22 protein-coding genes and 1 riboswitch are annotated in these 21453 nt (G+C 70.8%); of the genes, 11 read left to right on the top strand and 11 right to left on the bottom strand.

Annotated features, from left to right (window positions below):
- Positions 1–32 precede the first annotated feature (32 nt).
- From ABTY04_RS09930 to ABTY04_RS09915, 4 genes are all read right to left on the bottom strand, one after another.
- Positions 33–692, bottom strand: coding sequence for a CBS domain-containing protein (locus ABTY04_RS09930; protein ID WP_352212843.1), 660 nt, complete (start codon positions 690–692; stop codon positions 33–35).
- 9 nt (positions 693–701) lie between these two features.
- Complete coding sequence (locus tag ABTY04_RS09925) at positions 702–884, bottom strand: hypothetical protein (protein ID WP_352212842.1); 183 nt, start codon at positions 882–884, stop codon at positions 702–704.
- A 10-nt stretch (positions 885–894) separates the two neighbouring features.
- Positions 895–1497, bottom strand: a complete 603-nt coding sequence (locus tag ABTY04_RS09920; protein ID WP_352212841.1) for a CBS domain-containing protein — start codon at positions 1495–1497, stop codon at positions 895–897.
- Between the two features lie 66 nt (positions 1498–1563).
- Positions 1564–2241, bottom strand: coding sequence for a CBS domain-containing protein (locus tag ABTY04_RS09915; RefSeq protein WP_352212840.1), 678 nt, complete (start codon positions 2239–2241; stop codon positions 1564–1566).
- A 268-nt stretch (positions 2242–2509) separates the two neighbouring features.
- Here ABTY04_RS09915 and ABTY04_RS09910 point away from each other — a divergent pair, with 268 nt between their 5' ends.
- Entirely contained in the window at positions 2510–2746 is a 237-nt protein-coding gene (locus ABTY04_RS09910; protein ID WP_352212839.1) for a universal stress protein, read from the top strand.
- A 19-nt stretch (positions 2747–2765) separates the two neighbouring features.
- Here ABTY04_RS09910 and ABTY04_RS09905 read toward each other — a convergent pair whose 3' ends face one another.
- Together ABTY04_RS09905 and ABTY04_RS09900 are read right to left on the bottom strand one after the other, a co-directional pair.
- Positions 2766–3410 carry a CBS domain-containing protein gene (locus tag ABTY04_RS09905; RefSeq protein ID WP_352212838.1) on the bottom strand — a complete coding sequence of 215 codons (645 nt, stop codon included), beginning with the start codon at positions 3408–3410 and terminating at the stop codon, positions 2766–2768.
- A 35-nt stretch (positions 3411–3445) separates the two neighbouring features.
- Positions 3446–3907 (bottom strand): Crp/Fnr family transcriptional regulator, encoded by a 462-nt coding sequence (locus tag ABTY04_RS09900; protein ID WP_352212837.1) that lies wholly within the window; start codon positions 3905–3907, stop codon positions 3446–3448.
- A 121-nt stretch (positions 3908–4028) separates the two neighbouring features.
- Between ABTY04_RS09900 and ABTY04_RS09895 the strand changes: the two genes are divergently transcribed.
- Positions 4029–4358 (top strand): SHOCT domain-containing protein, encoded by a 330-nt coding sequence (locus ABTY04_RS09895; RefSeq protein ID WP_352212836.1) that lies wholly within the window; start codon positions 4029–4031, stop codon positions 4356–4358.
- Between the two features lie 33 nt (positions 4359–4391).
- Here ABTY04_RS09895 and ABTY04_RS09890 read toward each other — a convergent pair whose 3' ends face one another.
- A complete protein-coding gene (locus ABTY04_RS09890; RefSeq protein ID WP_352212835.1) occupies positions 4392–6746 on the bottom strand; it encodes a phosphoketolase family protein in 2355 nt (784 codons plus the stop codon).
- 239 nt (positions 6747–6985) lie between these two features.
- Between ABTY04_RS09890 and ABTY04_RS09885 the strand changes: the two genes are divergently transcribed.
- Positions 6986–7858 (top strand): universal stress protein, encoded by an 873-nt coding sequence (locus tag ABTY04_RS09885; protein ID WP_352212834.1) that lies wholly within the window; start codon positions 6986–6988, stop codon positions 7856–7858.
- A 106-nt stretch (positions 7859–7964) separates the two neighbouring features.
- Here ABTY04_RS09885 and ABTY04_RS09880 read toward each other — a convergent pair whose 3' ends face one another.
- Both ABTY04_RS09880 and ABTY04_RS09875 read right to left on the bottom strand, forming a co-directional pair.
- Positions 7965–8417 (bottom strand): hypothetical protein, encoded by a 453-nt coding sequence (locus ABTY04_RS09880; RefSeq protein ID WP_352212833.1) that lies wholly within the window; start codon positions 8415–8417, stop codon positions 7965–7967.
- A complete protein-coding gene (locus ABTY04_RS09875; protein ID WP_352212832.1) occupies positions 8410–8859 on the bottom strand; it encodes an Ohr family peroxiredoxin in 450 nt (149 codons plus the stop codon). The genes ABTY04_RS09880 and ABTY04_RS09875 overlap by 8 nt, the downstream gene beginning before the upstream one ends.
- 80 nt (positions 8860–8939) lie before the next feature.
- A riboswitch (guanidine-III (ykkC-III) riboswitch) is annotated at positions 8940–9002 on the bottom strand.
- A 454-nt stretch (positions 9003–9456) separates the two neighbouring features.
- On the opposite strand from ABTY04_RS09875, the gene ABTY04_RS09870 reads away from it, so the two are divergent.
- The 7 genes from ABTY04_RS09870 (at position 9457) to ABTY04_RS09840 (ending at position 16534) form a co-directional block, all read left to right on the top strand.
- Positions 9457–10734, top strand: coding sequence for a molybdopterin-dependent oxidoreductase (locus tag ABTY04_RS09870; protein ID WP_502996598.1), 1278 nt, complete (start codon positions 9457–9459; stop codon positions 10732–10734).
- Positions 10731–11249, top strand: a complete 519-nt coding sequence (locus tag ABTY04_RS09865; RefSeq protein ID WP_352212831.1) for a hypothetical protein — start codon at positions 10731–10733, stop codon at positions 11247–11249. Before ABTY04_RS09870 ends, ABTY04_RS09865 begins: the two co-directional genes overlap by 4 nt.
- 129 nt (positions 11250–11378) lie before the next feature.
- Complete coding sequence (locus ABTY04_RS09860; protein WP_352212830.1) at positions 11379–11537, top strand: hypothetical protein; 159 nt, start codon at positions 11379–11381, stop codon at positions 11535–11537.
- 51 nt (positions 11538–11588) lie between these two features.
- Positions 11589–12389, top strand: coding sequence for a MerR family transcriptional regulator (locus ABTY04_RS09855; protein ID WP_352212829.1), 801 nt, complete (start codon positions 11589–11591; stop codon positions 12387–12389).
- Positions 12386–13600: a glycosyltransferase gene (locus ABTY04_RS09850; protein ID WP_352212828.1), complete on the top strand. Its 1215-nt coding sequence runs from the start codon at positions 12386–12388 to the stop codon at positions 13598–13600. Before ABTY04_RS09855 ends, ABTY04_RS09850 begins: the two co-directional genes overlap by 4 nt.
- A gap of 244 nt (positions 13601–13844) precedes the next feature.
- On the top strand, positions 13845–14825 hold the full coding sequence (locus tag ABTY04_RS09845) for a hypothetical protein (protein WP_352212827.1): 981 nt from the start codon (positions 13845–13847) through the stop codon (positions 14823–14825).
- 473 nt (positions 14826–15298) lie between these two features.
- Positions 15299–16534 carry a polysaccharide deacetylase family protein gene (locus ABTY04_RS09840; RefSeq protein WP_352212870.1) on the top strand — a complete coding sequence of 412 codons (1236 nt, stop codon included), beginning with the start codon at positions 15299–15301 and terminating at the stop codon, positions 16532–16534.
- A gap of 51 nt (positions 16535–16585) precedes the next feature.
- Here the strand turns inward: ABTY04_RS09840 and ABTY04_RS09835 are convergent, their stop codons facing one another.
- A complete protein-coding gene (locus ABTY04_RS09835) occupies positions 16586–18529 on the bottom strand; it encodes a transglycosylase domain-containing protein (RefSeq protein WP_502996603.1) in 1944 nt (647 codons plus the stop codon).
- A 462-nt stretch (positions 18530–18991) separates the two neighbouring features.
- On the opposite strand from ABTY04_RS09835, the gene ABTY04_RS09830 reads away from it, so the two are divergent.
- Positions 18992–20131 carry an amidase domain-containing protein gene (locus tag ABTY04_RS09830; protein ID WP_352212826.1) on the top strand — a complete coding sequence of 380 codons (1140 nt, stop codon included), beginning with the start codon at positions 18992–18994 and terminating at the stop codon, positions 20129–20131.
- 73 nt (positions 20132–20204) lie between these two features.
- On the opposite strand, the gene ABTY04_RS09825 is transcribed toward ABTY04_RS09830, so the two are convergent.
- Complete coding sequence (locus ABTY04_RS09825; RefSeq protein ID WP_352212825.1) at positions 20205–21353, bottom strand: baeRF2 domain-containing protein; 1149 nt, start codon at positions 21351–21353, stop codon at positions 20205–20207.
- Positions 21354–21453: the final 100 nt, after the last annotated feature.

Below are 21453 nucleotides of genomic sequence, written 5' to 3'. Positions count from 1 at the left end.
ATGCGGGGGTTCGACGGCGAGAACGGCTGGTGTCAGTGGACGGGTACGCCGTCGTCGACCGCGTATCCGAGGTGCTGTGTCACCTCGATCACTCCGTCGACGGTGCGGCACAGCCTTTCGATCACCGGGATCAGGCTCTTGAACTGCACCGAGCCGTGCAGTTCGACCCGGCCGTCGGCCACTTCGACGGTGATGGCGCCGGGGTCCTGGTGCAGGGTGTCGCCGAGTACGTCGGCGCTGATCTCGTGGCGGATGGTGTCGTCGTCGCGCAGGAAGATCTTCAGCAGATCACGCCGGCTGACGATCCCCACCAACTTGTCCGCCGCGTCGACGACCAGCAGCCGTTTGACGCCCTGTGCCTCCATGAGCCGGGCCGCTTCGGCGGCGGTCCAGTCCGGCCCGGCGCACACGGCGGGAGCCGACATGAGCTCCTCGGCCCGTGTGCCCTCCGCCTTCTCGCGCTCCAGGGCCTCGGGCGCGGGCAGGGAGCGGAGGAAGTCCCCTTGGCCGGCCGTCTTCGGCAGGAGGTCTCTCTCCGACACCACTCCGAGGGGATGTCCCGCACTGTCGACGACGGCGACGGCCGACACCTGGTGCTCGGTGAGGGTGCGGACGACGTCCTTGAACGTCGCGTTGCCCGGTACCGTCACGACCTCGCGGGTCATCAGCTCGCCTACTTCTCGGTGTCTCACGGTCCACTCCTACCGTCCTGTGGCTTCTTGCACGTCGACCGACATGTCGTCCCGTTCGAACGTGAGCCGATTGACCACGTCCACCACTCCGTCGACGCTCTGGCACAGCCGCAGGACGATGGGGACGAGGCTCGACCGGGGCACGGTGACGGCGGTGGGCGTCACCATGTCCGCGACGCTGCGATGCCTCATCGCGTCCTCCTCATGCGGACACTTCGACGTCCAGCTGCGCTGTCACGTCGACGACTCCCGGCACCGTGCGCGCGACGCGCACCAGCATGTCCTGAACGGCGGGGTCGGGAACGGTGCCGTGGAGGTAGACGATCCCGTTGGCCACATGGACGTGCACTTCGGCCGATCCGGCCGGGATGAGGTGCGCCATCAGCAGCTCGCGCAGTTCGGCTCCGATGTCCTCGTCCGGGCGGAGGTAGATCTTGAGCAGATCGCCCCGGCTGACGACACCGACGAGGCGGCCGTCGTTGTCGACGACGGGCAGTCGCTTGAGGTGGCCGCGGGCCATGAGGCGGGCGGCGCCGGCGATGGTGGCGTCCTTGGCCACGGTCACCGCGGGCACGGTCATCAGCCGGCCGGCAGTGACGGCGCGGGACTCGTCCATGCCCTGCGCCTTGAGCAGCAGGTCGGCCTCGGAGACCACGCCCGCCACCCGTCCGTCCCCGGACAGCACGGGCAGGGCGCTGATCCGCCATTGCCGCATGCTTTCCACGATGTCCTTGAACTGGGCTCCGGTGTCGACGGAGATGACGGCATGCGTCATGACGTCGTCGACGGTGCGCAGGTGCTTCATGGTTCCTCCAGCGCGGTGGATCGATATCGGTGTTCTTCGAGCCTGAGGGCTGAGGGACGAGCCCGGTCACCACGGCATGCTCTGAGCCGTTCGGGCCGGTGGGGTGAGCAGCGAGTCGTCGATGCGTCCGGTGACACCGGACGCGACCGCCACCACTCCTTCGAGCTGTTCGACCAGACGGATCAGGACCGGCACCTGGCTCTGCCTGTCCACCACGCCGGACAGTGCGACGACCCCGTCCACGACGTGGACCTCGATCGCGTCGGCTCGCACCCCCAGGATGTCGCCGAGTACGTCATCGATCACGCGGCGCCGGATCTCGGCGTCCGGGCGCAGGAAGAGCCGCAGCAGGTCGCGCCGGGTGACGATGCCGACGAGACGTTCCTCCTCGTCCACGACGGGGAGTCGTTCCACGCTGCGGCGTGTCATGAGGCGTGCGGCGTCGGCCGCGGTCTCCTCCGCGTGGATGGTGACCGCCGGCGTGGACATGACCTCGCCCGCCGTGACTTCCGAGACGGGGGAGCCCTCGGAGGATTCAGCGGATCCGGCGGCGACGGGGGCTGCTTGTCTGAGCAGGAGATCACTCTCGGAGACGACGCCGACGACGCGGTCCTCGTCGTCGACCACGGGCAGTCCGCTGATGTCGTGCTCTGCGAGCAATTTCGCGACATCCTTGAAGGAGGTGGCCCACACCACGGCGACAACCTCGTCCGTCATCAGGTCTCCCACCTTGATGTGCTTCATGGAGGCACCTCCTGCCATCTATCGCCGCCCGGGGCGGCCCCGCAGTCTGGGGATTCGCAGTCAACTTTCCGCTGCGTCCGGCCACGGTGAGGAGGGCCGAACGGTCCTCTGTGGGGACCGTTCGGGGCACCTCCGGCCGGCGGACGAGGTCGGGAGAAGCCCCGTGAGGACCTTTGGCCCCGAACGTGGCCTTGAGAGCGGCTCTCTGGGAGAGGGGAGCCCGGCGCCGGCGTGGTACCTGCCCTGACTGGCTCGGCGAGGAGGAACCATGGAAGGGACCATCCGGTACCCGGACATCGGCTCGGTCATCGTCGGTGTCGACGGGTCCGATCACGCGCGCGCGGCAGCGCTGTGGGCGGCAGCGGAGGCGGCACGCCGCGACCGCCCGCTGCACATCGTCCACGGGGCTGACATCGACGGGAGGGCCCTGTACCTGTCGGCCGACACCATTGAACGGGTCCGTCATGCCGGTAGCGGACTGCTCCGGGAAACGGCCTCGGAGTGACGGGCAGCGGTCGCGCCGGTCAGGCGCTGGTACCGACCGAACCCTCCAGCGCCATCTGGACGCTCACGACGCCCTCGACCGCACGGATCGCCCGGGCGAGCAAGGGCACCAAGGCGCGGTCCGTGAGCGGACCGTGCAGGGTGACGACGCCGTCGAGCACCGAGAACTCGATGTGGGCGGGCAGTGGCAGCTCGCCGAGGACAAGCTGGCGGATCTCTTCCTCGATCTCCTCGTCGGGACGCAGGAACACCTTGAGCAGGTCGCTTCGGCTCACGACGCCTTCGAGCATGCCGACGCTGTTGACGACGGGCAGCCGTTTGACGCGCTTGCGTGCCATGATGCGCGCGGCCTCGGCGAGCGTGGCATCCGGGTGGACGGTGACGGCGGGGCTCGACATGAGTTCGCCGGCCAGGAGGGCGCCCGCCTTGGAGGCCTCGTCGAGCTGTTCGGGCAGCTTCGGGTCGTCCCGCCGGAACTCCTCCTTGGCAAGGAGGTCGGCTTCCGAGACGACACCCACCACGCGGCCCTCGCCCTCCAGTACCGGCAGGGCGCTGACCTTCCACTCGTGCATCAGTTCGACGATCTCCTTGTAGGAGGCCTCGCGGCCGATGGCGACCGCCGTGTGTGACATGACGTCGCTGACGGTGTACTGGGGTGCGGGCATGATCGGCTCCTCGGGCGGTGCGTCGCGTGCAGGGTTCAGACGGTGCTTCCGCTGCCGTGGGGGGCGTAGAGGTCGAGCAGGCGTATCCGTGCCGCCTGCAGGCGGTGTGCCAGGACCTGGGTCACCCAGTTCCCGACGGCGGAGCCGAGGGCCGGGTCGGCGTCCATCAGCATCCGGACGGTAACCGCGTCGAACTGGTAGGCGCGTACGGGCGTCATGGCCTCGGCGCCCAGGTGCCACTGGTGCGGTTTGATCATCCACGACCAGCCGACCAGTTCGCCGGAGCCGAGGCTCTCGACCACGGCGGCCTGCCGACCGGGAACGTGCAGGTCCAGCGCGACGACACCGGACTTCACGATCCAGAAGCGGTCGGCCAGACCACCCTCGTTGAACAGACGGGTGCCTTCGGCGAAGTTGACTTCCTGGGCGTGCTCCATGAGGCGGGCACGGTACTCCGGGGGCAGGGCGGTGATCTGGGTGGGCGGACGGGCGTGCATGGCGGCCTCCCTTCGTGTCCGTTCCCAGTCTGTGCGCGATGCGCGGGGGCGAGGAGGGCCGACCGGCCCCAGGCGCAGAACCGTACGGCCCATGTCCGGACGGAGCTCCGGACGGACGCTGGTGACGGAAGGCATCCTGCCGTCGGATCACGACGACAGGCCCGGTTCGGAAGCGGGTGCAGTCATGTACTGGAACGGTCACGGAATGAGTGGGTGGGGCTGGTTCGCCATGTCCCTCAGCTCGATTTTCCTGATACTGCTGATCATCGCGGTCGTGTTCCTTGTCCTGCAGACAGCCGGACGCGGCGCCGTGGGCCGCCAGGATCCGGCAGCGCCCTCCGCCGAGCAGCTCCTCGCCGAACGGTTCGCTCTCGGAGAGATCGACGACGAGGAATACGAACGGTGTCTGGCGGCGCTGCGCAGGCATGGCCCCGGCCGGACCGGCCGGTAGCGGCTCACCCCGGAGAGCTGTTGCGCGGGGCCGTCAGTACGGCCAGGACCAGTCCGCGATCTCCGGGAGGTCGCTCCCGTTGGCGCGGATCCAGTCGTGGTGGCGGATCCGCTGGTCGGCCATGGTCTGGCGCACGGCCCCGGAGTGTTCGGCCAGGCCGGGGACACGGTCGATGACGTCCATGACGAGCCGGTACCGGTCCAGGTCGTTGCGTACCACCATGTCGAACGGTGTGGTGGTGGTGCCCGACTCCTTGTAGCCGCGCACGTGCAGGTGCGGGTGCCCTGCCCGGCGATAGGCGAGCCGGTGGATCAGCCACGGGTAGCCGTGGTAGGCGAAGATCACGGGCGTGTCCCGGGTGAACAGGGCGTCGTACTCGACGTCCGTCATCCCGTGCGGGTGCTCCTCCCGCGGCATGAGCCGCGCGATGTCGACGACGTTGACGACCCGGACGGCCAGCGACGGCAGGTGCTCGCGGAGCAGCGCCGCCGCGGCGAGCACCTCCAGGGTCGGAACGTCACCCGCGCAGGCCAGCACCACGTCGGGCTCACGCGTGCCGTCGTCCGTCCCCGCCCAGTCCCAGATGCCGGCGCCGCGGGCGCAGTGGATCCGGGCCTCGTCCATCGGCAGCCAGTCGAAGCACGGCTGCTTGCCCGCGACGATCACGTTGACCTGGTCGCGGCTGCTCAGGACGTGGTCGGCTACCGTGAGCAGGGTGTTCGCGTCGGGCGGGAAGTAAGCGCGCACGACCTCAGGACTTTTGCTGAGGACGTGGTCGACGAACCCGGGGTCCTGGTGGGAGAAGCCGTTGTGGTCCTGGCGCCAGACGTGCGAGGTCAGGAGGTAGTTGAGGGAGGCGACGGGGGCCCGCCACGGCAGTGCACGGGCCGTCCTCAGCCACTTGACGTGCTGCGCGACCATCGAGTCGACGATGTGCGCGAAGGCCTCGTACGTGGAGAAGAGTCCGTGGCGGCCGGTGAGCAGGTACCCCTCCAGCCAGCCCTGGCAGGTGTGCTCGGAGAGGATCTCCATCACCCGGCCGCCGCGCGCCAGGTGCACGTCGGCGGGCTCGGTCGCCTCCTGCCACGCTTTGCCCGTGACGTCGAAGAGGTCATCGAGCCGGTTGGAGGCGGTTTCGTCGGGTCCGACGACGCGGAAGTCCCGCCTCTCCTCGGTCGCCTTCATCACGTCGGCGAGGAAGGACCCCAGGACTCGGGTGGGCTCGTGGAGCGAACTGCCGGGCTTGTCCACCGCGACCGCGTGGGCGTCGAGGTCCGGTAGCGGGAGTGGGCGCAGCAGCCGCCCACCGTTGGCGTGTGCTGTTGCGCCGAGGCGCAGGCCGCCCGGCGGAACGCAGGCCAACACCTGCGCTGTGGGACGCCCCTCGGAGTCGAAGAGTTCCTGCGGGCGGTACGAGCGCAGCCACCGCTCCAGCATCCTCAGGTGCTCGGGGTTCTCCCGTACGGCGGCCAGCGGGACCTGGTGCGCTCGCCAGGTGCCCTCGACGGGGTCACCGTCCACCCTGGCCGGCCCGGTCCAGCCCTTCGGGGTCCGCAGGACGATCACCGGCCACGGACGGCGGCCCGAATCGCCCTTCGCGGTACGGGTCTCGCGCCGGATCTCGGCGATGCGGTCCAGGGCCTCGTCCATTGCCTTGGCCATGGCCCGGTGGACACTGCGGGGGTCGTTGCCGGTGACGTGCAGCGGTTCGTGGCCGTAGCCGCGCAGGAGGGCGTCCAGCTCCGCTTGCGGGATCCGGGACAGGACGGTGGGGTTGGCGATCTTGTAGCCGTTGAGGTGCAGGATCGGCAGGACCGCGCCGTCGCGGACCGGGTCGAGGAACTTGTTCGAATGCCATGAGGCCGCGAGCGGTCCCGTCTCGGCCTCGCCGTCGCCGATGACGCACGCGACGAGCAGGCCGGGGTTGTCGAAGGCGGCGCCGTAGGCGTGCGCGAGCGAGTAGCCGAGTTCGCCGCCCTCGTGGATCGATCCCGGAGTCTCGGGCGCCACGTGGCTGGGGACCCCGCCGGGGAACGAGAACTGCCGGAACAGCTTCCGCATCCCTTCGGCGTCCCGGCTGACGTCCGGGTAGGTCTCGGTGTACGAGCCCTCCAGCCAGGAGTTCGCCAGCACGGCGGGCCCGCCGTGCCCCGGGCCCCAGATGCACAGGGCCTCTTGGGCCTGCTCCCTCACCACCCGGTTGAGGTGGGTGTGCACGAGGTTGAGGCCGGGGGAGGTGCCCCAGTGCCCGAGCAGCCGGGGCTTGATGTGCTCGGGCCGCAGCGGCTCGGCCAGCAACGGGTTGTCCATCAGGTAGATCTGGCCCACGGCCAGGTAGTTCGCGGCGCGCCAGTGGGCGTCGAGCTCGGGGATCGGGTACTTCGTCATCTCCGCTCCTTCGTGCGGCAGACCGAGGCGTGCGTCGACTGAGCCGATGCCACAACGGTGCTCCTGTCGGTAGTCGGCCGGCAGGGGAGTGTGGGCCCTCGCCGAGGGACCATCGGCCCCTTCTGGCGGCGCCGCGACGAAGACGACGCTGAAGGCCGACGGCGCCAGTGTCCCGTTCCGACGCCGGATCCCCGCTCGAACCACGCGCCCCGACCTGGGGCAGTACGGAGGACAGACCAGTGACCGAAACCATCGTGGTGGGAATCGACGGATCCCCGGAGAGCCTCGCCGCATCCGACTGGGCCGCACAGGAGGCCGTACGCCGCCACGCGCGCCTGCACTTGGTACACGCCTGGCTGTGGCAGCCCCTCGCCCACCCGTACATCCCCGACCGGCAGACCGAAAGCGACCGTGCCGACGAGGTCCTCCGCCGGGCCGAGACGGCGGTGACCGCGCAGCATCCGGATCTTCCGGTGTCCGCGTCCGTGGTCTCGGACGCCGCGGTTCCCGCGCTGCTGCGGCTCGCGGAGGAGGCCGGGATGCTGGTGATCGGCACGCGCGGCCACGGTGCGCTGCTCGGCTTCCTGCTGGGTTCGTACGGGCAGCAGATCATCGCCGCAGCCCCCTGCCCGGTGGTCTCGGTGCGCCGCACCGCCGCCGACGCCGGCCTGCCCCGGACCGGTGAGATCGTCGTCGGCCAGCAGGGCGGCGTGGACGAGAGCCGCGCGGTCCTCGGCTTCGCCTTCGAGGCGGCAGCGGCCCGGGGCGCGAGCCTGCGCGTGGTACGGGCCTGGAGCCTGCCGCCGGAGTACGCCTACAGCCCCGGCTCGATGTGGATCGCCGAGCGGTTCGGCGGGCTGGAGCCGTACGAGAAGGCAGCCATGGAACAGGCACTGGAACCGTGGCGCCAGAAGTTCCCGGACGTGCCGGTCACCGAGCAGGTCGAGATGGGCAGCGCGGGTGAGGTGTTGCTCTCTGCCGCCGCCGGCGCGGAACTTCTCGTCGTCGGCCGCCGCGTACGCCACTCCGCCGTCGGCACCCGGACCGGCTCCGTGGCCCACGCGGCCCTCCACCACGCACCTTGCCCTGTCGCAGTGGTCCCCCACGACTAGAGCCCCGTCGGTTCAGCGGTTTCACCAGGATGCTCGACCGGTCCTTCCACCGGCCCCACCGGCCCCGCCGGACCAGAGGGCGGCCGGTTTCGTCAGCCGTGACCGGTCACGTCCGCCAGTACGTACCCGCACGGGAATCGACGTGTACGAGATGCCGGCCGACGCGCACCACCTGATACCCCGTACCGGCCCAGGAGCCGGTGTCGCCGTCGTCGGCGGGCAGTGGGGTCCAGATCTCCAGGAAGGTACTGCCGTCCGTGTTGGTGCCCCACTCGATGAGGTTCGCACCCTCCCACCGGAAGGCGCCCGTGTCCTCGCCGGGCTCGCCCTTCAGGTGATGGAAGTGCACGCGCGAGCCGTCGAAGGACGTGGTGCCGGCAAAGCCCCGGCTGTCGGCGAAGTACGGACCTGCCTGCAGCCACACCACCTCGCGGTCTTCCACCAGGGGCCCGCCGTTCCGGCTGATGCCGCGCCGCAGCCACGCTCCCCGCTCGGGCACCGGGACGCCCGGCCCGCCCGCTGCCGGAAGGGCTCCGAGGGCGCCTGCCGGCTCAGGCATCGGCGGCGGCGGTGTCGTCCACGGCCAGCAGCGAGAGCTCGATGTTCCCGCGGACCGCCTGCGAGTAGGGGCAGACCGCGTCCGCCCGGTGGAGCAGGGGCAGCAGGTCGGCCGCCTTCCACCCCGGCAGGGAGACCGTGAGGCCGACCGCGAGACCATAGCCCGCGGGCGTGTCCGTGGCACCGAGCTGTACCTCGCACGCGACGCGCGCGGCCGATGCATCCGCCCCGAACTCGGCAGCGACCTCGGCCAGCGCAGACGTGAAACAGGCGGCGAACCCGGCCGCGAACAACTGCTCGGGGTTGGTGGTACCGGGCACCTTCTTGCGCGGCGGGGCCAGTCGGACGTCGAGGCGCCCGTCGTCGGTGACCACCGATCCGGTACGGCCCCCGTCGGCGTGTGCGGTCGTCCGGTAGAGGGTGCGGGTCAGCGGCACGGTCATGTGGTCAGCCCATCTGTGCGACGAGGGAACGCCGCCCGGGGCCGGACAGCGCTTCGGCGCCTGCCGGTGGGACGGCGCCTGGCGCGTCGTCGTGCATGACCGGGTACGGCGCGTCTCGTCCGGGGCCCGGGGACCGGGCCGCCGGACAATCTAGCACCGGGGCTCCCGCTCCCTCCGCGCCGCTCCGGGGACGGGGCCGTTGAACACCCCGCCGAGCAGGGTTGCGACGCCGTCGGCGCGCAGCGCCCGGCCGGTGGTTTTCGCCGTCCACGTCTCGCCCGGTGATCTCGCCGATGGCGTACACGTCTCCGGTGGTCCCCACCATCGTGATCATCATGACGACGGCCATCGCCGGTCCTCGTCGGTGCGGCCGCAGGGCCTGCTGCTCCGGCCGGCTCGGTAACGGGAGGCCGCCGAGTGGTCTCGGGCGGGCGTGTCACGGACCGGGTCCGGCCTCTGGTGAGGGATGTTCTCCCCGACGATCGGCGAGTGTGCGGAGGTGTCCCGATGGAGGCGAGCGATGGCGGGCGTGATCAGCCCGAGTCCACACCCCGGCGGCCGGCGGAGCCTCCGAAACGGCCGGCTCCTCTGAGGCGCTTGCCGGCTGCCGTGGGTTCCGTCGTCGCGTCGGGGCCGCCGCCGGGGCCGACGCGTCCGGAGTTCTGGCGCAGCCCGTTGCGGGGGCCGTGGCTGACGGCCGTGTTCGGGCTCGTCCTGCTGGTCGGGATCACGGTGCTGTTCGTGACGGGCCTGCTGTCGTACGCGGCGTACAACCCGGACCTGGCTCCGGTCAACGACCAGACGCCCGACAAGGGGTGGCTCGGCTTCTACCTCTTCTCCTGGCCGACCTCGCCGTACTGGCTCTACCGGCTGACCCAGGGCGTGCACGTGGTCCTGGGCGTCGTCCTCGTACCGGTGCTGCTGGCGAAACTGTGGTCGGTCATCCCCAAGCTGTTCGAGTGGCCGCCCGTGCGGTCGGTCAGCCACGGCCTGGAGCGCCTGTCCCTGCTCCTGCTGGTGGGCGGCGCCGGCGTCGAGTTCGTCACCGGCATCCTCAACGTGCAGCTGCACTACATCTTCCCGGGCTCCTTCTACGTCCTGCACTTCTACGGGGCATGGGTGTTCATCGGCGCCTTCGTGGTGCACGTGGCATCGCGTCTGCCGCGAGCGGTCCGCGCGGTGCGGGCCGGACCGGTGCAGCCGCAGGCCGGTACGGAGGAGGCGGCCGGGCTGGTCTCGCCTCGTCCGGCGCTCCCGACCATCTCCCGCCGGGGTGCCCTGGGCATGGTTGGCCTGGGGTCCCTGGCCCTGCTCGTGGTGACGGCCGGGCAGAGCGTGGGCGGGTGGTGGCGCCGGACCGCGCTGCTCGCCCCGCACGGCCAGGATCCCGGTTCCGGGCCCAACGGCTTCCAGATCAACAAGACCGCGGCATCCGTCGGCATCCGGCCCGGCGACATCGGCCCCGCCTGGCGGCTGACCGTACGGGGGCCGGGCCGTCAGGTCATCCTCACCCGGGAGGAACTGCTGGCCATGGAACAGCACGAAGCGGCCCTGCCCATTGCCTGCGTGGAGGGCTGGTCAACCCCCGACCAGCTGTGGAGCGGCGTACGGCTCACCGATCTGGCAGCCCTCGTCGGACAGGGCACGGACACCCCGCAGGCACTGGTGGAATCGGTGCAGCGGGGAGGGTCGTTCAGCTCGGTCGTCCTGAGGGACAACCAGGTACGCGATGTTCGCTCGCTCCTGGCCGTTCGCGTCAACGGTGCGGTCCTGTCCGAGGATCACGGCTACCCGGCCCGCGTGATCGTCCCCGGCGCTCCCGGCGTCCACAACACCAAGTGGGTCACCCGCCTCTCCTTCGGGGAGCCGGCATGAGCGGCACGACCGCCTTCCGTCGGAGCTACGGAGCCTCCCCGCTGCACCTGCTCCTCGTGCTCGCCTCCTTCGCCCTCGCCGCCTACGCGGGCGTGCGCCTGCTCAAGGGAGACAGCGTGGGCGTGGCGCTGTGGTTCGTGGGCGCGGCGCTCCTCCACGACCTCGTGCTCCTCCCCCTGTACTCGGTCACCGACCGGGCCGTGCAGCTGTTGTTCCGAGGGAGGGCGGGAGCGGGCGAGAGGTCGCCGAGGCCGAGCGTCAACCACGTACGGGTTCCGGCCTTCGTCTCGGGGCTTCTGCTGCTGGTCTGGTGGCCGCTGATCCTGCGCCGGGTCGGCCACTACACCGCTGCCACCGGGCTCCCGGCCGATGTTTTCCTGGGGCGCTGGCTGCTGATCACCGCTGCCCTGTTCGCCGGCTCGGCAGCGACCCTCCTCATCCGCACGTGGCATGAATCGGGGCCTCGACGACGAGCGGCTCGACGCCGGCGGCGAGCACGCAGTGCCACGAAGTGACGGCGCTCGCCGGCGGTCCACCGCCCGACCGCTGTCCGGCCCGGAGCCGCAGCACCCGCTACGGCCCAGGGGCAGGAGCTGTACGCCGCGCCGGCGCAGTCGCCGTACCCCGTCGCCGCGGTCGGTGACTTGAACTCCCTGCCGGTGGATGCGACCGGTCCCCACGGCTCGTTCACGGGCGGCGGCTACAAGGACGCCTGGCATGAGGTCCACCCCGCGAAAGACGGTTTCACCGCATCCCAGGACGCCAGCCGCACCAATGTGCCGTCCGAGCTGGACCACCGTTGACCCTCCCCTTACGTCAGGCTTGAGGCTGTATACCGACGAAAGGGCAGGTGGATGAGCTATTCCGTGGGCCAGGTCTCGGCCTTCGCCGAGGTGACGGTGCGTACGCTGCACCACTACGACAAGGCGGGGCTGCTCTCACCCAGCGGCCGCAGCCCCGCCGGCTACCGGCTCTACAGCGACACCGACCTGGCTCGTCTCCAGCAGATCCTCTTCTACCGTGAGCTCGGCTTCCCCCTCGATGAGATCGCCGCCATCCTCAAGGATCCGCAAGCGAACGCCGTGGAGCATCTGCGCTCCCGTCAGCGGCAGTTGAGTGAGGAGATCGCAAGGCTCCAACAGCTGGCCGAGGCGGCGGAACGGGCCATCGAGGTCCAGCAGACCGGGGTGTCCCTGACTCCTCAGGAACGCTTCGAGGTCTTCGGCGAGATCACCTTCGACCTGAGCTACGCCGCACAGGCGGAGGTGAAGTGGGCGCACTCGGAGGGACAGCACGAGGCGATGGCGCGCGCAGCCGCCCACACCAAGGAGGACTGGCGGCAGCTCATGGGCGAAGCCGCCGTCTGGCGCGGGGAGCTCCTCGCGGCCTTCGACGAGGGCGAGCCGAGTGACGGCCGACGGGCCATGGACCTCGCCGAGGAGCACCGCCTGCACATCTCACGCTGGTTCACCTCCTGCCCGCCCGACATGCACCGGCGCATCGCGGACGACTTCTGCGCCGACCCGCGCGCCTTCGCCCTGGTCGTACCTCCGTCACAACAACGCCCCGGCCTCGCCGCCTACATGTGCAGGTCCGTCCACGCCGACGCGGCCCGCCACGCAGGCGGCCGCACCCACTCCGAGGAGCACCGATGAAGATCCTGATCGCCGCGGCCGGATCGCGCGGCGACGTCGCACCCTATACGGGCCTGGGCGCCGGACTGCGCAGGGCCGGCTACGACGTCGCCCTCGCCACCACGGACGCGTTCGCGCCCCTGGTACGCAACGCCGGACTGGAATTCCGCAGCCTCCCCGCCGACACGCGGATGCGCGGCGGCGGTACGGGCAGACGTGAGCTGATGCGCACCGCGGCGGCGTTCGTCACCGAACTGGGCCAGGGGTTCGCCGACGCGATGGGCGACGGCACGGATCTGCTCCTGCTGTCGGCCACCACGGCCCCGCTCGGCTGGCACATCGCCGAAGCCACGGGCACACCGAGCCTCGGCGTGTACCTTCAACCCACCGCACCGACCGGCGACTTCCCGCCCGTCGTCACCGGCTCCCGATCACTGGGCCGCCTCGCCAACCGTGCAAGCGGACGCTTCGCCCTCCGCATGACCGACCGGATCTTCGAGCCGGCGGTCGCAGAGCTGCGCCACCGGCTCCGGCTGCCCCCGGCTTCTCCCTCCGAGATGCGCCGACGGCAGGAACAGGCGAACTGGCCCACCCTGTACGGCTTCAGCACGGCACTCGTGCCACGCCCCGGCGACTGGCGTTCCGGTCTGCAGGTCGTGGGCACCTGGTGGCCCCACCTCGACGCGGCCGAACGGCTGTCCGCGGACCTGGAGGACTTCCTCCGCGCCGGACCCCGGCCCGTCCTCATCGGCTTCGGGAGCATGGCGGCCGGCCAAGGGGAACGCCTGAGCGGGATCGCCGTACGAGCCCTGCGTCGCGCCGGGCTGCGCGGCATACTCCAGGGCGGCAGTGCCGGGCTCGCGGCCGACGCTGACGACGTCCTCACCATCGGGGACATACCGCACGCCCTGCTGTTCCCGCGGCTGGCCGCGGTGGTCCACCACGCCGGGGCCGGCACCTCGGCCGCCGCGTTGCGCGCCGGAGTCCCGGCGGTCACCGTGCCGGTGACCGCGGACCAGCCGTTCTGGGCCGGCCGACTCGCCGCCCTCGGAGCCGCCACCGCCCCGATTCCCTTCCGATCCCTCACCGTTGACGGGCTCGCCGACGCGCTCGACCACGTCGTGAACCGACAGGCATACACACGAGCAGCCACGAGAGCCGCGCAGCACATGGAGACCGAGGACGGCGCGGGCCAGGTCCTCAAGGCCATCCGGCAGCTGACCGGCGGCTGATGCCCGGTCGACGCCGGTCGGCAGACGGCCGCTGCGCAGGACCGCGCGCCGACGCCGGGCCCGGGGCGTTCTCCGGTATCCGCACATTCCGGTACGAGAGCGGGACGTTGTCGTCACGTCACCGGGCTGGACCGCGTGGCCGAAGAGTGGCTGAGTATGAACAGCCTCTTTGTCACGGGCCGTGTCCGTGGCAGGGAGACCTGTCAGGGCCGCCCGTCATGTGACCACAGGGGGATTTCGCGCCATGAGCAACGGCAGAGCTGAGCCGGACGTGCCTCGTCCGGAGAACGGCGAAGCGGCACACGCGCACGCGGAGGGCACGGACTCGCCCGCGACGGACCGTATCGGCGACCAGCACGCGTCGAGCATGTCCCACGGCACCACGCCGGGCGCCGAAGGAGGCTTCACCGACCCGACCCCGGTCCAGGACGGCATCATCGTCCAGGGCGGACGCAGGGCTTCCGGCTCCCACGACTCGGCGCGGGCGATCGGTCCGAAGCAGGACGACCCCCGGGCGGTCGGCGACGGCATCATCGTCCAGGGTGGGCGCACCGGGCACCCGGACAAGAAGGCGCGCCAGAAGCGTGCCAAGACGAAGATGAAGACCATGGCGCTGATCATCGGCGGCGTCCTGGTGGTTGCCGCGGGTGGGGCGTTCGCGGGCCGGCAGCTGGGCCATGACGCGGCCACCACCGTGCCGCAGGCGGCGGCGACGCCCACCGGTTCCGCGTCCGCCGGCGTGCCCGGCGCCCCTGCCCCTGCGGCTTCCTCCGGCAGCCCGGCACCCGTTCCCAGCGGGAGCGCCCCGGCCACGGAGGCGGACTCGGCGACACCCGCCGCCTCCACCCCGCCCGCCCGCAGCGGCAGCAGCGCCCCGCCGGTCCGTACGACGCAACCGGCGCAGCCGAGGCAGTCGAGCACGCCTGCTCCGGCCGCCGCGCCGGTGCTGTCGCTGCGTCCGACCAGCGTCCAGGAGTACTGCGCGAACGGCGGGTGGCCGAACACCCTGGTGGTCCGTAACAGCGGGGGTGGCGATCTGGACTGGTCGGTCGGCCAGCTGCCGCCCGGGGTCACCGTCAGCAAGGGCGGCGGGACCCTCGCCGCCGATGCCCAGCAGGTGATCACGCTGGGCGGTCGGGCCGAGCAGCAGCCCGCGAACGGCCGGTTCACGATCGGCTTCTCCAGCAACGGCGGCAGCGGCCAGGTGACCGTCCACTGCGCCTGACGAGCCGGTGCTCAGCATGGTGCCCGGTGACGGTCGTCGCCTTCCGGGAATTTCTTGGTGCAGTGGAGCCCGGCTGTTATCCGCCATTCCCGGCCGGCGCGTCTCAATCCGTTGCTGACTTCCACGCTTCAAGGCCGAAGCCGCAGGCCGTATCGCCACTTCATGGAAACGCCCAGGTCAGCCGCGCATGTAGCGCGTCGCCACACCTGGGCCCGGGAGGTGTGTGCACTGCCCATGCCGTCACCGGGCGGCTCCGGAGGGCTGTGAGTTTCCTGTGAAGCGAGGTGCTTCAGGGGGGCGGGGTGTGGGATGAGTGCCGACAAGTTCTATATTCGTACGAACCATCCACGCGCGGCCGGGCTGCGGTGATCAGGGGGACGACTGCGATGGCCGATACCGACATCGTTCCGGACGCCAGGACGGAGTCCCGGAGCACCCGCAACGCGCGCAGGAAGTCGCGCAACCGCCGCCGCATGGGCATGGGCATGGCGGTGATCGCCGTGGGCGGGGCCGCAGCCACCGCGTACGCCTTCACGCTGGGCGGCTCCTCCGACGCCGCCCGCGGCGATGCGAAGCTCGGGGCCTCGGGCGGTGCCGCCGGCGCGGCCGCCGCCGCGAAGGGTCCGGAGGAAGCCTGGGACGGCAAGGTCAAGGTACTGGGAGACGGCTCCACCTCGTACACCGGGCCGCAGCCGGGACAGCTCAAGCCCGAGAAGCTCAAGCCCGGCGAGAAGCCGCCGCAGTTCGTGGTGTTCTCCTGGGACGGCGCCCTGGAGGGCGACGACCACCTCTTCTCGCACTTCCGTCAGGTGGCCAAGGAGAACAAGGCCCACATGACCTTCTTCCTCACGGGCATCTACCTGCTGCCGGACAACAAGAAGATGCTCTACCGGCCGCCGCAGCACCCCCAGGGTTCGGCCGCCATCTCGTACCCGACCGTCCCGCACGTGAAGTCCACCCTGGGGCAGCTGCGGGGCGCCTGGGCCGACGGCGACGAGATCGGTTCGCACTTCAACGGGCACTTCTGCGGGTCCACGGGCGGCGGGGACTGGAGCCCCGCCGAATGGAAGAGCGAGATCGACCAGACGTACTCGTTCGTCAAGAACTGGAAGACCAACACCGGCTTCACCAAGGAAGCGCCCCTGCCCTTCGACCCGGACCGGGAAGTGGTCGGCGGGCGCGCGCCCTGTCTGGAGGGCCAGAAGAACCTCCTGACCGCGATCAAGCCGTACGGCTGGCGCTACGACGCGAGCTCCTCGGGCGACTTCCAGCTGTGGCCGTCCAAGCTGGACGGCATATGGAACTTCCCCCTCCAGCTCGTGCCGCTGCAGGGCAAGGAGGTGCAGGTCCTCTCCATGGACTTCAACTTCCTCTTCAACCAGTCGGGCGACAGCACCCAGGGCGACCCAGCGAAGTTCGCGGCGTGGCAGGCGCAGGTCAGGGCCTCGTACATGAACGGCTTCAACCGCGTCTACAACGGCAGCCGGGCGCCCATGTTCATCGGCAACCACTTCGAGGACTGGAACGGCGGCATCTACATGAAGGCCGTCGAGGACGTCATGAAGGACGTCTGCCCGCGCCAGGAGGTCCGCTGCGTGTCCTTCAAGGAGCTGTCGGACTGGCTCGACGTCCAGGACCCGAAGGTCCTGGCCCAGCTGCGCACGCTCGACCCGGCGCAGGCGCCGGACTGGACCGATCTGATCAAGTAGCGGCCCGGCCGGCCCGGCGGCCCGAGGCCGCCGGGCCGTTTGCTGTTCGCTCTACTTCACGGCCTTGATGTAGTCGGACCACAGGCGTACCGCCCGGTCGCTGCCCGGCGTGCCCGGGGCGTCGCCCCCGAGCCCGGTCAGCGGCAGCGGAACCAGGTCGGTCAGCGACATCCGGTAGACCACCACGGCCATGGACTCCTGATCGGTGCTGCCTACGAACCAGCCCGCCGTATTTGCGGCGGTGTTTCCGGTTTTGCCTGCCGCGCCGGGGTGTGCCTTGCCCACCGCCTTCGCCGACCCCTCGGTCACCGCGTCCTGCAGGGCGTCCGTCACCGCGGCGGCGGTCTTCGCCGTCACGGCCCGGGTCGCCTTCGGCGCGTCGAGCTGCACCGCGCTGCCGTTGCGGGTGGCCGAGCGCACCGAGTAGAGGTCGGTGTGCATGCCGTCGGCGGCGAAGGTCTGGTAGGCGCCGGCCATCCGGATCGCGCTGGGCGTCGAGTTCTCCCCGAGAGCGAATCCGGGTACCCGCGGCCCGAGGCTCGATTCGAGCAGCCCCGTGCGCTGGGCGAACGACTCCACCCGGTCGAGGCCGACATCGAGGCCGAGCTGGAGCATGGGGGTGTTGACGGAGTCGGCCACGGCCTGGCGCAAGGTCACCTGCCCCCAGTTGCGGCCTCCGTCGTTGCGCCCCTTCAGTACCTTGCCGCTGCGGTCCCAGTACGGGCCCTCGGGCGTCTGCACGGTCACCTGGTCGTTGCCGTCGTAGGGGGAGGAGGGGGAGACGGGCGTACGGGCCTTGCCGCGCGTGCGCGTCACCCCTTCGTCGAGCGCGGCGGCGTAGACGATCGGCGTGAACGCCGTGCCGACCGGGATCGTCGTCGCGTTCGACTCGTTGAAGCCCTGCTTCAGGTAGTCGGGGCCGCCGTACACGGCGAGCAGCCGCCCGTCGGGGGCGACGCTCGCCGCGCCGATCTTCGCGTGCTTGTCGGTGTCCGGGCGCCGCTCGGCATCGAAGTCCTTCTGCGCCTCCTGGACGGCGGCGGTCAGGGAGGTCATGCGGGCCCGGTCGAAGGTCGTGTAGATCTGGTAGCCGCCGAGGTCGAAATCGGACTCCTTGAGGTGGCCGGCCTTGACCGTGTACGCCTTGGCCATCTCGACCAGATAGCCGGTCTGCGCGCCGGGGATGCCGACGAGGGACGCGCTGGACGGCTCGGGGAACTTCGTGTAGGTGGCGCGCTCGGCGCGCGAGAGCTGGCCCGTCTCGACCATGCGGTCCAGGATCCAGCTCCAGCGCTCGACGGCCCGCTCGTGGTTCTCCTTGCTGAGGGTGGGGTCGAACAGCCCGGCACCCTTGAGGAGGGAGGCGAGGAAGGCGCCTTCGCTGGCGTTGAGCTGCGAGACGTCCTTGCCGTAGTACGCCTGGGACGCGCGCTGGATGCCGTACGTGCCGCGCCCGAACCAGCTGGTGTTCAGGTAGTCCTGCAGGATCTGCTGCTTGCTCTTCCGGTTGTCCAGCTTGACGGCCAGCAGGAGTTCGGTGAACTTCCGGGACAGGGTGCGGTCCTGGTTCAGGTAGGCGTTCTTCACGTACTGCTGCGTGATGGTGGACCCGCCCTGGGTCTCGCCGCCCGTCACTGCGGCGCGCACGGCGCGCAGGACGCCGGAGGGCGAAACTCCGGGATCCGAGTAGAAGCTCGCGTTCTCGGCCGCGAGCACGGCTCCCTGGACCTTGGGAGGCACCTTGTCCAGCGGCATCTCCTGGCGGCTGACCCAGCCCGTCCGGGCCATCGTGGAGCCGTCGGACCAGTAGTAGACATTGTCCTGTTGCGTGGCGAATGAGTTGAGGTCGTCGGGTATGTCCGTTACCGCGTACGCGATCGTGACGAAGCCCAACATGCCCAGGAACGCGGCCAGGCTGGCGCCCAGCCACTGGCGCCGCGAGGGTATCCACCGGCGCCAGCCGCTGCGGCCCGGTCTCGGGAACTCGGGGCGCATGCGCCGCAGCTGCTTGCGCGCCACGGCGAGGCCCGTGCGCACGGCCGGTTCGAGGGCGGGTGCGAGCGCGCCGAGCCGCCCGGCCGTTATTCGTGGCCCGCGCCGCGCCGCGGGCTTCGCCCGGCGGCCCGACGGGGCTTTGCCGCTGCCCAGCGAGGCCGCCAGTCGGCTCCGCGATTGCCGTCCAGCGGCCGTCTCCTGCCTGCCCACTCCGAATGCCCCCTTGCTGTGCTTCCCGCACACACTAGATGTATTTGCTGTGTGATCGGTGTGAGGGTGGCGCTATTCTGCGGCGACGCCCGGCGGCGGTCTCCGGTGATCAAGCGGAGGCGCGCGGCCCGGCGTGCGGGGCGACTCCCGGGGGGCGGCCGTGGACAAAGCGGAACGCAACTAAGTAGTCGCGTAGTTGTGCGAAGATTCCGTCCCCCGGTTCGTGCGGACCGGGTGACAAGGGGAAACAGAGTGATACCTAAGAGGTTCAGGCCCGTCGCCATTGCGGCCCTGACCGTGGTCGTGGCGTCCGGAAGCATGCTCGCGTACTCCGCGACCGCGGTTCCAGGACCCCGCGAGGCCGACCGTGCCACCGCCGACGCCTTCGCCCGTATAGCCAACGACGTGCTCTCCCAGCGTACGCAGGCACTGGTCGAGGACCAGGCGGGGCACCGCAATTCCGGTCAGACCTCCACGAAGACGCGCTTGTCGGCCAAGCTGAAGAAGGACGAGGACGCCTCGCTGGCGTCGCTGCGGTCCCGCAAGACGCGGCTGGCGGAGCTCGGCGAGGCCTACACGGATGCCAAGACCCGCGTCGTCGTGGACAAGGCCACGGTCGCCGGCGGCAAGGCCGTCGTCCAGGTCACCGAGCAGACCACGCTCACGTACAAGAAGCTCCGGGGGGACGAGCCGGATACCACGGACATCGGCACGAAGTACCAGCTGACGCTCACCAGCAAGCCGGGGGGTGCCTGGGAGCTGAACTCGATCACCTCCCAGGACAAGGGTCCCGTCGCGGTCAACGAGCCCGTGGCCGCCACGGTGAACGTCGTCAAGGACGACGGCAACCAGTACCCGGACGGCACGCCCGCGTCCACCAAGTACCCCGCCACGCCGAAGCCCAAGGCGAAGACCGGCGGCGCGTACGACTACTCCGCCATGGCGAAGTACGCGGAGAAGTACTGGAGCAGCTACAACCCGGCGTACCGCAAGTTCACCGGAGCCGGGGGCGACTGCACCAACTTCATCAGCCAGGCGCTGAAGGCGGGCGGCTGGAAGCCCGTTCCGGGCACGTCGACGGACTACCGCAACTGGTGGTACGACGGCAGCAAGCAGAGCGACTCGTGGGTCGGCGCGAACGAGTGGGCGTGGTTCACGCTGTCCAACCAGCGGGCCGCCAACCTCGCCAACGTCTACCAGGCGGACGTCGGCGACATCGTGCAGGTGGACTTCAACAAGGACGGGTCCAAGGACCACTCCATGATGGTGACGTACCGCAGCAGCGCAGGAATGCCGTACCTCACCTACCACTCCACCAACACGTTCCGGAAGTCGCTCGCGAGCATCATCGCGTCCTACCCGAACGCGACGTACTACGCGTACCGCACCTGACGGTGCCCTTCGGCTTCTCCTGCCGCGAGATCCTCGCGGCAGGAGAAGCCGGTCCACACCGCAGCACAACCCGTCACACGGTCCAGCGCAGCACCGCACCCAGGCCGCCCGCCGGTCCGGCCATGCCCGCCGGTACGACGAGGACCTCGCTGCCAGCCGCTGCCGCGGACCGCAGCAGGGCGTCGTCCGCACGGGCCTGCACGGGCTTGTCGACGCCCATCGCCTCCGCCTGGCCGCGCTGCACCGCGACCTCGTCCACGCCGGGCCCGATCCACACCTCGCGTGCAGGGTCCGAGCCCTCGGAGCCGAGCAGCAGGGTGGCCACCTGGTGGGTGCGTACGGCGTCCACGACCGCCGGCATGCCCTCGGCCGCCTCGCCCGGTCCGGTGTCCACGGTGGATTCGCGGTGCTCGCCGGGCCGGCCCCGCCCGGTGCGGAAGCGCTCCAAGGCGTTCTCCAGCCGCTCGCGGACGAACCTGTCGCGGACCTTTGCGATCTCGCGGTCGAGGGCGTCGTTCGACGCACCGGACGACCTGCCGCCGCCGTCGATCTCGGCGGTCACCGCCTGCATGCGCTCGGGCAGCCGGTCGTGGACGGCCCGGCGCACACGGGGATCACCGGTCAGCACCACCAGCTCGGCGCCGCTCCCGGGCCACTGCCGGGCCAGTTCCGCCGCGACGACGGCGGCCGTCTCGTTCCAGGCGTTCTCGACCTTGTTCCGGTAGTGCCACTCGTACCGGTCCTCGGGCATGCTGCGATGCCCGCGGCCCGGCGCCTCGCTGCCCAGGGCCACGCCCATGGCCTCCCGGCCGTGGGCGCCGCACAGCTCCAGATCGGCGCCCGTGCGGTCGATGTACGCCACCAGGCAGCTCGGCTCGTCGCCCCGCAGATCCGCCAGCGGTGCGATGTGCGGCAGGACCGACCAGGTCGCCCCGGTGGCCGCCGGAGCCTTCCCGAGCGGGATGTCGAGCACGACCTCGGCGCCCGCGGCGAACAGTGCCAGGCCCGGCGGCGCCCCGCCGGCGGGTTCCCCGGCGAGCCGGTTCGCCACGGCCCGGACGGTGTAGGCGTCGGCGCCCGCGTCGATCAACCGGGACGCGACCGCGCGCTCGCGGAGCGCCCGTACCCGCCGGGCGTCCTCGGTCGCGCGGGGGGTCTCGACGTACACCGAGGCCCAAGGCCCCGGCCGGGTGAAGAGCGGTTTGAGGAAGCCGAGCTCCATGACGTCCCCCAACGGGTTCAGGAAGGCTTGACGGAGGCGCTGCGACGGCAGCGCAGGGGCAACCCCCTCCTTCCAGGGTGCACCGGCCGCCGGGCCCGTG

The organism is Streptomyces sp. NPDC097981, from assembly GCF_040302565.1.
Classification (GTDB): domain Bacteria; phylum Actinomycetota; class Actinomycetes; order Streptomycetales; family Streptomycetaceae; genus Streptomyces.
This window is presented reverse-complemented; position numbering and strand designations above follow the sequence as displayed.

What these genes read in the sequence shown, in the direction of transcription:
- ABTY04_RS09925 (WP_352212842.1), bottom strand. Translation starts at nt 884, where the DNA reads ATGAGGCATCGCAGCGTCGCGGACATGGTGACGCCCACCGCCGTCACC.
- ABTY04_RS09920 (WP_352212841.1), bottom strand. Translation starts at nt 1,497, where the DNA reads ATGAAGCACCTGCGCACCGTCGACGACGTCATGACGCATGCCGTCATC.
- ABTY04_RS09915 (WP_352212840.1), bottom strand. Translation starts at nt 2,241, where the DNA reads ATGAAGCACATCAAGGTGGGAGACCTGATGACGGACGAGGTTGTCGCC.
- ABTY04_RS09910 (WP_352212839.1), top strand. Translation starts at nt 2,510, where the DNA reads ATGGAAGGGACCATCCGGTACCCGGACATCGGCTCGGTCATCGTCGGT.
- ABTY04_RS09905 (WP_352212838.1), bottom strand. Translation starts at nt 3,410, where the DNA reads ATGCCCGCACCCCAGTACACCGTCAGCGACGTCATGTCACACACGGCG.
- ABTY04_RS09900 (WP_352212837.1), bottom strand. Translation starts at nt 3,907, where the DNA reads ATGCACGCCCGTCCGCCCACCCAGATCACCGCCCTGCCCCCGGAGTAC.
- ABTY04_RS09890 (WP_352212835.1), bottom strand. Translation starts at nt 6,746, where the DNA reads ATGACGAAGTACCCGATCCCCGAGCTCGACGCCCACTGGCGCGCCGCG.
- ABTY04_RS09880 (WP_352212833.1), bottom strand. Translation starts at nt 8,417, where the DNA reads ATGCCTGAGCCGGCAGGCGCCCTCGGAGCCCTTCCGGCAGCGGGCGGG.
- ABTY04_RS09875 (WP_352212832.1), bottom strand. Translation starts at nt 8,859, where the DNA reads ATGACCGTGCCGCTGACCCGCACCCTCTACCGGACGACCGCACACGCC.
- ABTY04_RS09865 (WP_352212831.1), top strand. Translation starts at nt 10,731, where the DNA reads ATGAGCGGCACGACCGCCTTCCGTCGGAGCTACGGAGCCTCCCCGCTG.
- ABTY04_RS09855 (WP_352212829.1), top strand. Translation starts at nt 11,589, where the DNA reads ATGAGCTATTCCGTGGGCCAGGTCTCGGCCTTCGCCGAGGTGACGGTG.
- ABTY04_RS09850 (WP_352212828.1), top strand. Translation starts at nt 12,386, where the DNA reads ATGAAGATCCTGATCGCCGCGGCCGGATCGCGCGGCGACGTCGCACCC.
- ABTY04_RS09845 (WP_352212827.1), top strand. Translation starts at nt 13,845, where the DNA reads ATGAGCAACGGCAGAGCTGAGCCGGACGTGCCTCGTCCGGAGAACGGC.
- ABTY04_RS09840 (WP_352212870.1), top strand. Translation starts at nt 15,299, where the DNA reads ATGGGCATGGGCATGGCGGTGATCGCCGTGGGCGGGGCCGCAGCCACC.
- ABTY04_RS09835 (WP_502996603.1), bottom strand. Translation starts at nt 18,529, where the DNA reads ATGCGCCCCGAGTTCCCGAGACCGGGCCGCAGCGGCTGGCGCCGGTGG.
- ABTY04_RS09825 (WP_352212825.1), bottom strand. Translation starts at nt 21,353, where the DNA reads ATGGAGCTCGGCTTCCTCAAACCGCTCTTCACCCGGCCGGGGCCTTGG.